Below are 11944 nucleotides of genomic sequence, written 5' to 3'. Positions count from 1 at the left end.
CGGTACGAAACTGCGCCGTCACGGGGAAGCACGTTATCTATCGACGGGCGTGAAATCCCAGGCGTGCGGTGCGCGGGCGGTCAGGTGCGCCGGCGGGGCGGGCAGGTCGGCCGGGGTGTGCCGCCAGCGGGAGATGACCACGATGCGGTGGTCGGTCGACGAGTAGACCTCGCTCGACACGTGCGACGGCAGGACCTCGACCTGCGGCAATGCCACGTCGCAGACCCAGCTGAGCAGCTCGTCGAAGCCGCTGCCCAGGGCCCGTACCTCCCACATGCGAGCAATCATGCTGATTCCTACCCCGCCACAGTGACCGAGGTCAATGACATGGCGGAATCGGCCGGCAGGTCGAGCCGGCTGGGCGCGACGCCGGCGGCGACGAGATGCGAACCGAGGGCGGCGACCATGGCGCCGTTGTCGGTGCACAGGCCGGGGCGCGGCACCCGCACCCGGATGCCGAGCTTCGCGGCGCGCTCCTCGGCGAGCACCCGCAGCCGCGAGTTGGCGGCCACCCCGCCGCCGATGATCAGCGTCTCGACGCCGTGCTCGCGGCACGCGTCCAGGGCTTTGCTGGTCAGCACATCACAGACGGCGTCCTGGAAGCTGGCCGCGACGTCGGCGACCGGCACCGGCTCGCCGCTGCGCTCGCGCGCCTCGACCCAGCGCGCCACCGCGGTCTTCAGCCCGGAGAAGGAGAAGTCGAACCGGTGCTTGAGCTGGTCCTTCGGCGAGGTGAGGCCGCGCGGGAAGGCGATCGCGGCGGGGTCGCCGTCGCGGGCCGTCCGGTCGATCACCGGGCCACCCGGGAAACCCATCCCGAGCAGCCGGGCAACCTTGTCGAAGGCCTCCCCCGCGGCGTCGTCGATGGTGGCGCCGAGCGGCGTGACCCCGGCGGTGAGATCGTCGACCAGCAGCAGCGACGAGTGGCCGCCGGAGACGAGCATGGCGATGGCCGGCTCGGGCAGCGGTCCGTGCTCGAGGGTGTCGACGGCGACGTGGGCCGCGAGGTGGTTGACGCCGTAGATGGGCTTGTCGGCGGCCAGCGCGTACCCCTTGGCGGCGGCGACCCCGACGAGCAGGGCGCCCGCGAGACCGGGCCCGGCGGTCACGGCGATCGCGTCGATGTCGGCCAGGGTGACCCCGGCGTCGTCGAGCGCCCGCTGCATGGTCGGGACCATCGCCTCGAGATGGGCGCGGCTGGCAACCTCGGGCACCACCCCGCCGAAGCGGGCATGCTGTTCGACGCTGGAGGCGAGCGCATCGGCGAGCAGCGTGTGCCCGCGGACGATGCCGACCCCGGTCTCGTCGCAGGAGGTCTCGATCCCGAGAACAAGGGGCTCGTCAGGCATTACGCATCATCACCAGGGCGTCCGTGTTGCTGGGCTGGTAGTAGCCCCGCCGCAGACCGACGGGCTCGAAGTCATAGCCGGCATAAAGCCGCTGAGCAGGCGCGTTGTCGACCGCGACCTCCAGCAGCACCTTGCGCTGACCGGCCTCGGCGAGCAGCGCCTCCAGCAACTGCCGCCCGATGCCACCACGCTGGGCCCGCCGATCGACGGCGATGTTCTGCACCCAGCACTCCTGCTGGTCGACGATGGCGAGGCCGGCATAACCGGCCACCTTCTCGTCTTCCTCGGCGACAAGGTAGAAATGCCGCTGCGCAAGCTCGTTCCAGAACATGGCAGCCGACCACTTCTCGGCGCCGAACAGGTCCTCCTCGATGGGCAGCACCTCGGCGATGTGCCACCACCGGAACCGGGTGAGACGCATCAGGGCAGCACAGCCTTGCGCGCGGTGGGCTCGACGGCATCCGGGCGGCGAAGGTACAGAGGCGTGAGCGGATCCCCCGGGGCCCCCTGCCGGACCTGCTCCGCGGCCAGCGCGATAAGCGCCTCCCCAGAGGGAAAAAGAAGCCGGTCGTCGATCGGGATACCGAAGATCTCGCTGTACTTGAGAGCGCCCTCACCCACGGCCCGATCAGCCGCGACCAGGACATCGGCGGGCTTGGCAACATCGGGGTCGGTCACCCGGACACCGTCGGCATAGGTGGCGAAATACACCTCACGACGGCGGGCATCGGTGGCGACCAGGACCCGGCCCGGCCCGGCGGCCCGGCCGAGAGCATCAAGCGAGCAGATCCCGTACGTGGGAATGCCCAGCGCCTGCCCCATGGCGGCGGCGGTCGCCAGCCCCACTCGCAGGCCGGTGAACGGGCCGGGGCCGACGCCGGCGACGATGGCGGTGAGCTCACGCGGCCGCACGCCGGCGTCGTCGAGGACCAGCTGGATCTGGGGGGCGAGGCGCTCACCGTGGGCCCGGGGATCAACTGTGCGGCGCTCGGCGATCCCCTTCATGCCGCTGTCGGAGACCTCCCCGAGAGCGGCGGTGACCGCGGGAGTGGAGGTGTCCAGAGCGAGAACGAGCACCTGAGAACCCTAACCGCCTTCGGCGGCCTCGGCGGAGCCGGGCGCGGGGCTCATGCCCGGCTCGCGTGCCGGCTGCCGCCCGGGCCCGCACGACGGCTGGCACGCGGGCCCGCACGACGGCTGCCGCCCGGGCCCGCACGACGGCTGGCACGCGGGCCCGCACGACGGCTGCCGCCGGGCCGCACGACGGCTGCCGCCGGGCCCGTACGACGGCTGGCACGCGGGCCCGCACGACGGCTGCCGCCCGGGCCGCACGACGGCTGGCACGCGGGCCCGCACGACGGCTGCCGCCCGGCGGCGCCTCCGGGTCAGGCTCGGGGGTCCCAGTCGACGAGGGGGCGGCCCGCGTCAGCCAGGGCCTTGTTCGCCGCGCTGAAGGGGCGGGAGCCGCGGAAGCCCTTAGGGTTCAGCGGGCTCGGGTGGCCCGCCTCCAGCACCACGTGCGCGGGGTTGCTGACCAGCGCCGCCTTCTTGCGGGCGTAGCTGCCCCAGAGCAGGAACACCACCCGCTCGTCGCGGGCGTTCAGTGCCTGGATCGTCGCGTCGGTGAATGCCTCCCAGCCCTTGTTCGCGTGGGACGCCGCCGCTCCCGCGCGTACGGTCAGAACCGCGTTGAGCAACAGCACCCCCTGCCGCGCCCAGCCGGTGAGGTCGCCGCTGGTCGCCGGCGGGACGGCGACGTCCTCGGCCAGTTCCTTGAAGACGTTGCGCAGCGACGGCGGGATCCGCACCCCTTCCCGGACGCTGAAGCTGAGGCCGTGCGCCTGCCCGGGCCCGTGGTAGGGGTCCTGGCCGAGGATCAGCACCTTGGCCTGCTCGGGCGGGCACAGCCGATAGGCCGCGAACAGGTCCTCGACGGGCGGGTACACGGTGTTGGTCGCGTACTGCTCGCCGACGTAGGCACTGAGGGCTGCCGTGGCCGTTTCGTCGAGGAACGGCCGGAGCTCCGTACGCCAGGCGGGCGGGAGCATGTCGGGCAGGTTCACATTTTCTCCAGTCGTGCGCCCCAGTCGCCGCCGTGAGGGACGAGGTCGATGACCCGGGTGTCGTCGTCGAGCCGGTCGATCCGGACGGCCAGGTATTCGTCGTTGAGCTGCTCCACCAGGCCGGCGCCCCACTCGACCACGGTGACGGCGTCGTCCGCCGACGCGTCCAGGTCGAGGTCGTCGATCTCGGCGCGCGGATCGGCCGCGTCACCCAGCCTGTACGCGTCCGCGTGCACCAGCGGAACAGCACCGCCCTGCGCGGGATCGGGACGGTGCACCCGAGCGATGACAAACGTCGGCGAGGTGATGGCCCCTTGCACGCCGAGTCCCGCGCCGATGCCCTGCACCAACGCGGTCTTGCCGGCGCCGAGGGGGCCGGTGAGCAGCAGTAGATCCCCGGGGCGCAGCACAGCGGCAAGACGGCGACCGAAGGCCTTTGTGTCGTCCACTGTGGCCAGTCGAATGCCGGTCATACTCGGCCCGGACCTTGCCTCCGGCCTCACGAGATCTTCTCCAGGAACGGAATCAGCGCGGCGTTGACCTCGGCGGCCTTCTCCAGCATGACGACGTGTCCACTGTTGTCGATCTTCACCAGCGACGCCTCGGGCAGGCGCCGCAGGATCTCCTCGGAATGGGCTACCGGGGTCAGATAGTCCTTGGTGCCCACCAGCACCAGCACCGGCACGCCCCGCAACGCGGACAGCGCCGGGAAGCGGTTGTGCGTGTAGAGCGTCTGCAGGTATTTGGTGAGGGTCTCGACGGAGGTCTTCGAGTTCATCTGCTCCACGAAGGTCACCAGCGACGGGCTGGGCCGGGCGTCGCCGAAGCCGTACCGGCGGGTGAGCAGCCAGGCCAGGTCACCGACCGCGATCCGCGCCTTGTCGATGGCACCGCCACCGATGCGGGCGGCCCCGCCCCAGATCGGGAAGAACGGCGCACTGGCCCGCGCCACCAGCGACGGAATGCCGAGCTTGCTCTTGTCGATCAGGCCGGCCGAGGTGGACATCAGCACGACACCGGTGACCCGCTCACCGAACCACTCCGGATACTGCTCGGCGAACGCCATGATCGTCATGCCGCCCATCGAATGCCCGACCAGGATGATGTGCCCGTCCGGCACGGTCTCGTCCAGCACCGCGGCGAGCGACTTGCCCAGCGCGGCGATGTCGTAGTCACCGGACTGCAGACGGCTGGACCTGCCGTGCCCGGGCTGGTCGTAGAAGACGAGCCTGTTCTCGCCCAGCTCGGTCAGCGCCTGCCGCTGGAAGTAGAAAGTGCCCATGTCGAGCGCGAAGCCGTGCACGAAGACGACGGTGGGCTTGGCGCCGGCGACCTTGGGCTCGACGATCTCGACGTGCAGATCGGTGCCGTCGGCGGCGGTGACGGTGAGCTCGCGGTCGAACGGCTGGTCGCCGAACTCCTCCTCGGAGTACGGGTCACCGGGGGCGTTCAGCGACTTGCGCACGAGGGCGCGCTCGACGGCAAAGGCGGTGGCGAGACCGGCTGCGGCGAGACCGATGACGGCGCCGACGATCCCGACCTGCTTGGCGCGTCGTCGCGGGTCGGCCTTTCCGGCCGGCTTCGCGGACTGCTTTGTGGACGGCTTCGCGGACTGCTTTGTGGACTGCTTTGTGGACTGCTTTGTGGACTGCTTTGTGGACGGCTTCGTGGACTGCTTTGTGGACGGCTTTGCGGGACTCACGCGCCCTCCCCTGGGTCGCCGGTCGGGAGGCCGGCGGTGCCGTCGTAGACACGAGGGACCCGCGTGCCGCCGAAGCGGGTCACGATCTCATAGTTGATCGTGCCGATCGCCTCGGCCCAGTCGGTGGCCGTAGGCGTGCCGTCATCACCCGGCCCGAACAGGACCGCCACGTCACCCGCCGCCACAGGGTCGTCCCCACAGTCCAAGATGATCTGGTCCATGCAGACCCGGCCGGCGATCGTACGAACACGCCCACCCAGCGAAACCGGCCCCACATTGGACGCATGCCGAGGCACCCCGTCGCCGTAACCGAGCGGCACCAGAGCCAGCGTCGTCTCCTTCGACGTGTGGTACGCGTGCCCGTACGAGACACCCTGCCCCGCCGGCACACGCTTGGTCAGCGTGACCCGGGCCCGAGCAGTCATCGCCGGACGCAGTCCCGTCTCGTGCTCAGGCGGCAACGGCGACAGCCCGTAGATCGCCACCCCCGGCCGGACCAGGTCGTAGTGAGCGTCGGGCCGGGTCAGCGTGGCCGCCGAGTTGGCGATGTGCCGGTACCGGGGCTCGATGCCGTACTGCTCCGCGGTCGCGAGGCCCTCGGCGAACACAGCCAGCTGATGATCAACGGTCTCGTGGCCGGGCGCGTCCGCGTACACGAAGTGGCTCCAGACGCCGACGACCTCCACCTCGCCGTCGGCCTGCGCTTTCGCCGCCGCCTCCAGCAGAGCAGGCCACTCGGCCGGAGTGGCACCGCCGCGCGCGAGCCCGGTGTCGAGCTTGAGGTGCACCCGGGCCGGCCGCTGCGCCCGCCGGGCCGCCGTGACCAACTCGTCGAGCTGCGCCAGGCTGCCGGCGTTGAGATCGACATCAGCTGAAACGCCGTCGTGCAGCGGCAACCCGGGAGCCAGCAGCCAGGCCAGCACCGGCACGGTCAGGCCGGCCCGGCGCAGTGTCAACGCCTCGTCCAGGGTGGCGACGCCCAGCCAGGTCGCCCCGCCGGCCAGCGCGGCCCGGGCCACCGGCAGCATCCCGTGCCCGTAGCCGTCGGCTTTGACCACAGCCATGACCTCGGCGGAGGTGCGGGCGCGCAGCGTCGCGACGTTGTCCCGGATAGCGTCCAGATCAACCCGGACTTCGGCCTGCCACATGTTCACCAGCCTACTGAGCGGTATGACAAGACCTGGGTCACAGGAGGTCCGCCAGGACCGGCCGCAGCGCCGCGGCCACATCCTCCGACGTCACCGGGCCCTCGCGCTCGGCCCGGCGCCCGGCCAGCCCGTGCACGTACGCCGCCATGATCGCCGCTCGTTCCGCGGGCAGACCGGCGGCGAGCAGCGAGCCGAGCAGGCCGGCCAGCACGTCTCCGCTGCCGGCCGTGGCCAGCGCCGCCGTGCCCGTCGGGTTGGCCCATGCCTCGCCGGCGGGCGTGGCCACGATCGTCCGGTCGCCCTTGAGCAGCACCACGGCGTTCGTCCACGACGCCAGCCGGCAGGCGGCCGCGATCCGGTCGGCTCCCGGGCGTTCGCCGGCCAGCCGCGCGAACTCGCCGTCGTGCGGCGTGAGCACGAGTGGCGCGTCCCGGCGCAGGTCAGCCGCGTGCTGACCGTCGACGAGCAGGGTCAGCGCGTCGGCGTCCAGCAGGACCGGCAGGGAGGTGGCGAGCACACTGCGCAGCTCTGTGCGGGCTGCGTCGTCGGTGCCCAGGCCCGACCCGCAGACCCACGCCTGCACCCGGCCCGCCTCGGCCACGCGCTTGGCGGCCACCACGGACGGGTGCCGGCGCAGTACCTCCCGGTCGGCGCTGCCCGCGTAACGCACCATGCCGGTCGGGCCGGCGAGGGCACCAGTGACGGACAGCACAGCAGCACCCGGGTACGTCGCGGAGCCGGTGGCCACCCCTACAACACCCCGGCTGTACTTGTCCGAGGTGGCGTTCGGCTTCGGCCACCAGGCGGCGATGTCGGCGGCGTCGGGCACCCGTACCGCCGGGCCGGCGTGCAGCGTCGCACCCAGGCCGATGTCGACCAGCTCGACCTGACCCGCCAGGGTCGCGGCCGGACCGACCACGTGCGCCGGCTTCAGGCAGCCGAAAGTGACGGTGACGTCGGCGTGCACGGCTTCACCGGGCACGTCACCGGTGTCGACCGCGACGCCGCTGGGCACGTCCACGGCGACGACCGGCGGCCGTACCCCGTCCCGTCCGCGAAGCTTCGGCAGGCGCTCGGCCAGCGCAGTCGCCTCCGGCCGCAGACCGCCGCTGGCCCCGATGCCGACGATGCCGTCAACCACCAGGTCGACCTTGGCGGGCACGTCGGTGACAGTGACACCACCGGCGCGACGCAGGGCGGCGAGGCCGGCGAGGTGCACCCGGTCGGGCCGCAGCAGCACGGCTCGGACACCCGCACCCCGCGCGGCGAGCGTGGCACCCGCGTAGAGGGTGTCGCCGCCGTTGTCGCCACTGCCGACCAGCAGCAGCACCGTGGCGCCGTAGACACCGCCGGACTCCTGCAGCAGCAAGGCACACCGGCGGGCCAGACCGGCCGCCGCGCGCTGCATGAGCGTGCCCGACGGCAGGGTCGCCATCAAGGCTTTCTCCGCCGCGCGGACGTCCGCCACGCGCCACGCCTGCCGCATGCTCCAACCCCCAGGTAACTCAGGCCTCCGCGACGACCATCGCGGAGGCGATGCCGCCGTCGTGCGACAACGACAGGTGCCAGCGGCTGACGCCCCGTTCGGCCGCCACCGCCGCGACCGTACCGGAGACGGTCAGCCAGGGCCGTCCGTCCGGATCGGTGACCACTTCACAGTCGTGCCAGCGCAGCCCGGCGGGCGCACCGAGCGCTTTGGCGACGGCCTCCTTGGCCGCGAACCGCGCCGCCAGCGACTCAGGCGACCGCGGGTTGCCGGAGGACGTCATGCGCTCGGAGTCGGTGAAGAGCCGGTCGGCGAGCAGCGGCGTGCGCTCCAGCGCCTTGGCGAACCGGTCCACCAGCACGACGTCGATCCCCACAGACACGATCACACGAGCAACCCTATCGGCCCGCGATCCCCCGCGGCCGGTCGTGCGCCAGGCCTGTGGACAACCGGGGTACGCCCGCCGCGGCTTGTCCACAGGGGCGACATCCGAGGGGCTGAACTCCCCTAACGTCGTCGGCCGTACCCGTTGCGATCTGGAGGTTGCCGATGACGTCCGAGCTCGAAGTTGACGCCGCCGCGGTCCGCGCCTGGGCCCGGGCGCTGTCCGCGACAGCCGCGCGGATCAGCACTGATCCGCCCCCACCGCCGAGCGGGCCGCCCTGGTCAGCCACCGCGGCCGCGTCGGCCGCCGCCGACGCCGCCCAGGTGCAGCTCCGGGCGCTCGCGGACGACATCTCGGCAGCGGCCCGGCAGGCAGCCGCGGCAGCGGACGACTACGACGACGCGGACGACCGCGGCGCGGCGCGACTCCGAGCCGTCCGATGACCGTGACGTATCCCCTGGTGCGGGCCACCGATCCCGGCCGCTGGCGTGACACAGCCACCGCGTGGCGGGCGTGGGCCGCGACGGCCGGGCGCTGGGCCGCCGAGCTGCGGGCCCACGCCATCCGCCTCCACTCGATCTGGACCGGATCGGCCGCCGACGCCGCCACCGCGCACCTCGCCGGGCTGATCCGCCGGCTCAACCTCTTCCGGCTGGGTTGCTGGATCGCCGACCAGGCGCTGAGCGAGTTCGCCGCGGCTCTGGCCAGGAGCAGGTCGATGCTGGGTGGCACCCCGGCGGGCGTCACGGTCGCCGATGACGGCACGGTGAGCGGACATCCAGCGGCAGCCGTACGCGACACTGCGGCGACCATCACAGCGGCGCTGACCGTTGCCGCGAAGGCGGACGGCGCCGCCACGAGCAGGCTCAGTGAGCTGGACACGGGCGGCACAGCAAGCCAGCCGACGGGTGATCCGCTGTCCTGCACCGCCACGCCGGCCCAGGTCCGGCAATGGTGGGAGGCGCTGACTCCGGCGCAGCGCCGTTGGTTGCTCGCCACCGAGCCGGGCCGGTTGGGTCCGCTGGACGGCATTCCGGCCGGTGTCCGGGACCTGGCGAACAGGCTGACCCTGGACGAGCTGCCGGCCCGGCTCCCCGGACTCGACGCGCTACGGAACCGGCTCGCCGACGGTGCCGGGCCGCGGGCGTACCTCCTGCAGATCGATCCGGCGGGCGAGGGCCGGGCTGTGGTGGCGCTGGGCGATCCGGACCGGGCCGCGCATGTGCTGACCCAGGTGCCCGGTATGACCGCCGACCTCGCCTCGTACGGCGGTGAGCTGGCCCGCGCCGAGCGGATCGCCACCCGCGCGACGGATCTGGCCCCGCAGACCGCCACCAGCACCGTCATGTGGCTGGGCTACGACGCTCCGGACTTCGTGCACGAGGCTGCGAGCCGGTCCCAGGCCACCGCCGGGGCCATCGGGCTACGGCGGTTCCAGGACGGGTTGCGGGCCACTCACCTGGGCGCACCGGCGCACCAGACCGTGCTCGGGCACAGCTACGGATCGCTGGTCGTGGGCACCGCGGCGGCCCAGCCCGGTCTGGCCACCGATGACGTCGTCTTCGTCGGTTCACCCGGCGTCGGCGTGGACTCCGCGGCTGAGCTGGGAGTGCCGGCGGACCGGGTGTGGTCCTCGACCTCGCACTCCGACGTCATCCAGTGGGCGGCCGTCTCGCCGCGGAGCCTGGTCGAGGACCTGGCTCTCAGCCAGGCCGTGCCGGGTGGCGCCTTGCCGGCCTTCACCCGGCCGGAGGACGACCTCTACTTCGGCACCAATCCGAGTGACCCGGCGTTCGGTGCCCGCGTGTTCGCGAGCGAGCCGGACGCCGGGCACCTCGGCTACTGGGAGCCCGGCAGCGCGGCGCTCGACGCGCTCGCGGGCATCGCGGTGGGGCGGGGCGATGTCATTCCACGGTGACGGACTTGGCCAGGTTGCGCGGCTGGTCGACGTCGTGACCCCGGGCCGCGGCGATCTCGCAGGCGAGGATCTGCAACGGCACGGTGGTCATGAGCGGGGCCAGCAGGGTCGGCGTACGGGGCACGGTGATGAGGTGGTCGGCGTAGGCACCCACCGCGTCGTCGCCCTCTTCGGCGATGACGATGGTGCGGGCACCGCGGGCGCGTACCTCCTGGATGTTGGAGACGACCTTGTCCCGCAGCACGCCGCGGCCGGCCGGCGACGGCACCACGCACACCACCGGGGTGCCGTCGTCGATCAGCGAGATCGGGCCGTGCTTCAGCTCACCGGCGGCGAAGCCCTCGGCGTGCATGTACGCCAGCTCCTTGAGCTTCAGCGCGCCCTCCAGGGCGACCGGGAAGCCCACGTGCCGGCCGATGAACAGGATCGTCGGAGCGGCCTTGAGCTCACGGGCCAGCGCCCGCACGTCCTCCATGTCGGCAAGCAGCTCCCGCAGGTCGTCCGGGGTGCGCTGCAGCCGGGAGACGACGGCCGCCACCTCGTCGGCGTACATCACGCCGCGGACCTGGGCCAGGTGCAGGCCGATCAGGTAGCAGGCGACGAGCTGGGTCAGGAACGCCTTGGTGGAGGCGACGGCGATCTCAGGGCCGCCGTGGGTGTAGAGGACCGCGTCAGACTCGCGGGGGATCGTCGAGCCGTTGGTGTTGCAGATGGCCAGCACCCGGGCCTTCTGCTCCTTCGCGTGGCGCAGCGCCATGAGCGTGTCCATCGTCTCGCCCGACTGGCTGATCACGATCACCAGCGTGGAGCGGTCCAGGATCGGGTCGCGGTAGCGGAACTCGCTGGCCAGCTCGACCTCGCAGGGCAGCCGGGTCCAGTGCTCGATGGCGTACTTGGCGACCATGCCCGCGTGGTACGACGTGCCGCACGCGATGACGAAGACCTTGTCCACGTCACGCAGGTCCTGGTCGGTGAGGCGGACCTCGTCCAGGACGATCTCGCCGCGCTCGGAGAGCCGGCCGAGGAGGGTGTCCGCGATCGCCTGGGGCTGCTCGGCGATCTCCTTGAGCATGAAGTAGTCGTAGCCGCCCTTCTCCGCGGCGGAGGCGTCCCAGTCGATGTGGAACTCCTTGCCGGTCGCGGGGGCACCGGCGAAGTCGGTGATCTCGATGCCGGCCGGCGTGATCAGCACGACCTGGTCCTGTCCCAGCTCCACGGCCTCGCGGGTGTGCTCGATGAACGCGGACACGTCGCTGGCGAGGAAGTTCTCCCCGTCGCCGCGGCCGACGACCAGCGGCGAGTTGCGCCGGGCGGCGACGACCGCGTCGGGCACGTCGACGTCCATCGCGAGCAGGGTGAAGGCACCCTCGAGCCGGCGTACGACGCGGCGCATGCCCTCGGCGAGCAGCTGCGGGCCCTCCTCGGCACCGGCGGCGCGCAGGGCCCGCATCTCGGCGGCGAGCATGTGCGCGGCGCACTCGGTGTCGGTGTCGCTGACGAACTCGACGCCGGTGGCCTCGAGCTCGGCACGCAGACGGGCGAAGTTCTCGATGATGCCGTTGTGGATCACCGCGACCCGGCCGTCGGCCGACAGGTGTGGGTGGGCGTTGCGGTCGGTGGGGCCACCGTGAGTGGCCCAGCGGGTGTGCCCGATCGCGGTCGAGCCGACCGAGATGCCGTCACCCGCGCGCTCGACCAGCGCCTTTTCCAGATTCGCCAGCTTGCCGGCCTTCTTCTCGGTCAGGATGACCGAGTCGTCGATGACGGCGATGCCGGCGGAGTCATAACCGCGGTACTCCAGCCGGCGGAGCCCGTCGAGGACGATTTGCAGAGCCGGCCGACTGCCGACGTAACCCACGATCCCACACATGGGGGGCAGCGTAGCGGACTTCC

13 protein-coding genes are annotated in these 11944 nt (G+C 72.1%); 2 read left to right on the top strand and 11 right to left on the bottom strand.

Going from position 1 to position 11944, the window contains the following annotated elements:
* Nucleotides 1-33: 33 nt before the first annotated feature.
* From ACZ6S4_RS37950 to ACZ6S4_RS37905, 10 genes are all read right to left on the bottom strand, one after another.
* Complete coding sequence (locus ACZ6S4_RS37950) at nucleotides 34-288, bottom strand: hypothetical protein (RefSeq protein ID WP_360830909.1); 255 nt, start codon at nucleotides 286-288, stop codon at nucleotides 34-36.
* Between the two features lie 8 nt (nucleotides 289-296).
* A complete protein-coding gene (gene tsaD / locus ACZ6S4_RS37945; protein ID WP_360830912.1) occupies nucleotides 297-1349 on the bottom strand; it encodes a tRNA (adenosine(37)-N6)-threonylcarbamoyltransferase complex transferase subunit TsaD in 1053 nt (350 codons plus the stop codon).
* Nucleotides 1342-1770, bottom strand: coding sequence for a ribosomal protein S18-alanine N-acetyltransferase (gene rimI, locus ACZ6S4_RS37940; protein ID WP_465479532.1), 429 nt, complete (start codon nucleotides 1768-1770; stop codon nucleotides 1342-1344). Before rimI ends, tsaD begins: the two co-directional genes overlap by 8 nt.
* Nucleotides 1770-2426 carry a tRNA (adenosine(37)-N6)-threonylcarbamoyltransferase complex dimerization subunit type 1 TsaB gene (tsaB, locus tag ACZ6S4_RS37935; RefSeq protein ID WP_465479531.1) on the bottom strand — a complete coding sequence of 219 codons (657 nt, stop codon included), beginning with the start codon at nucleotides 2424-2426 and terminating at the stop codon, nucleotides 1770-1772. The genes rimI and tsaB overlap by 1 nt, the downstream gene beginning before the upstream one ends.
* Before the next feature lie 308 nt (nucleotides 2427-2734).
* Nucleotides 2735-3397 (bottom strand): uracil-DNA glycosylase, encoded by a 663-nt coding sequence (ung, locus tag ACZ6S4_RS37930; RefSeq protein WP_433731758.1) that lies wholly within the window; start codon nucleotides 3395-3397, stop codon nucleotides 2735-2737.
* Nucleotides 3398-3408: 11 nt separating this feature from the next.
* Nucleotides 3409-3885: a tRNA (adenosine(37)-N6)-threonylcarbamoyltransferase complex ATPase subunit type 1 TsaE gene (tsaE, locus tag ACZ6S4_RS37925; protein ID WP_465479530.1), complete on the bottom strand. Its 477-nt coding sequence runs from the start codon at nucleotides 3883-3885 to the stop codon at nucleotides 3409-3411.
* Nucleotides 3886-3911: 26 nt separating this feature from the next.
* The gene (locus ACZ6S4_RS37920; RefSeq protein ID WP_465479631.1) at nucleotides 3912-4946 is read right to left on the bottom strand and encodes an alpha/beta fold hydrolase; all 1035 of its coding nucleotides are present in this window, start codon (nucleotides 4944-4946) and stop codon (nucleotides 3912-3914) included.
* Between the two features lie 164 nt (nucleotides 4947-5110).
* A complete protein-coding gene (gene alr, locus ACZ6S4_RS37915) occupies nucleotides 5111-6262 on the bottom strand; it encodes an alanine racemase (RefSeq protein WP_465479529.1) in 1152 nt (383 codons plus the stop codon).
* 37 nt (nucleotides 6263-6299) lie between these two features.
* The gene (locus ACZ6S4_RS37910; protein ID WP_465479528.1) at nucleotides 6300-7748 is read right to left on the bottom strand and encodes an NAD(P)H-hydrate dehydratase; all 1449 of its coding nucleotides are present in this window, start codon (nucleotides 7746-7748) and stop codon (nucleotides 6300-6302) included.
* Between the two features lie 19 nt (nucleotides 7749-7767).
* Nucleotides 7768-8136, bottom strand: coding sequence for a holo-ACP synthase (locus tag ACZ6S4_RS37905; protein WP_360834870.1), 369 nt, complete (start codon nucleotides 8134-8136; stop codon nucleotides 7768-7770).
* 161 nt (nucleotides 8137-8297) lie between these two features.
* On the opposite strand from ACZ6S4_RS37905, the gene ACZ6S4_RS37900 reads away from it, so the two are divergent.
* Nucleotides 8298-8576 carry a hypothetical protein gene (locus ACZ6S4_RS37900; protein ID WP_465479527.1) on the top strand — a complete coding sequence of 93 codons (279 nt, stop codon included), beginning with the start codon at nucleotides 8298-8300 and terminating at the stop codon, nucleotides 8574-8576.
* Nucleotides 8573-10051: an alpha/beta hydrolase gene (locus ACZ6S4_RS37895; protein WP_465479526.1), complete on the top strand. Its 1479-nt coding sequence runs from the start codon at nucleotides 8573-8575 to the stop codon at nucleotides 10049-10051. Before ACZ6S4_RS37900 ends, ACZ6S4_RS37895 begins: the two co-directional genes overlap by 4 nt.
* Here ACZ6S4_RS37895 and glmS read toward each other — a convergent pair.
* Complete coding sequence (gene glmS, locus ACZ6S4_RS37890; RefSeq protein WP_465479525.1) at nucleotides 10038-11921, bottom strand: glutamine--fructose-6-phosphate transaminase (isomerizing); 1884 nt, start codon at nucleotides 11919-11921, stop codon at nucleotides 10038-10040. The genes ACZ6S4_RS37895 and glmS overlap by 14 nt on opposite strands.
* Between the last annotated feature and the right edge of the window lie 23 nt (nucleotides 11922-11944).

It is taken from the genome of Actinoplanes sp. NPDC051405 (assembly GCF_055586185.1).
This window is presented reverse-complemented; position numbering and strand designations above follow the sequence as displayed.

Coding starts and splice junctions, on each gene's coding strand:
- ung (WP_433731758.1), bottom strand. CDS start 3,397: ATGCTCCCGCCCGCCTGGCGTACGGAGCTCCGGCCGTTCCTCGACGAA.
- ACZ6S4_RS37900 (WP_465479527.1), top strand. CDS start 8,298: ATGACGTCCGAGCTCGAAGTTGACGCCGCCGCGGTCCGCGCCTGGGCC.
- tsaE (WP_465479530.1), bottom strand. CDS start 3,885: ATGACCGGCATTCGACTGGCCACAGTGGACGACACAAAGGCCTTCGGT.
- ACZ6S4_RS37910 (WP_465479528.1), bottom strand. CDS start 7,748: ATGCGGCAGGCGTGGCGCGTGGCGGACGTCCGCGCGGCGGAGAAAGCC.
- rimI (WP_465479532.1), bottom strand. CDS start 1,770: ATGCGTCTCACCCGGTTCCGGTGGTGGCACATCGCCGAGGTGCTGCCC.
- alr (WP_465479529.1), bottom strand. CDS start 6,262: ATGTGGCAGGCCGAAGTCCGGGTTGATCTGGACGCTATCCGGGACAAC.
- glmS (WP_465479525.1), bottom strand. CDS start 11,921: ATGTGTGGGATCGTGGGTTACGTCGGCAGTCGGCCGGCTCTGCAAATC.
- ACZ6S4_RS37895 (WP_465479526.1), top strand. CDS start 8,573: ATGACCGTGACGTATCCCCTGGTGCGGGCCACCGATCCCGGCCGCTGG.
- tsaD (WP_360830912.1), bottom strand. CDS start 1,349: ATGCCTGACGAGCCCCTTGTTCTCGGGATCGAGACCTCCTGCGACGAG.
- ACZ6S4_RS37950 (WP_360830909.1), bottom strand. CDS start 288: ATGATTGCTCGCATGTGGGAGGTACGGGCCCTGGGCAGCGGCTTCGAC.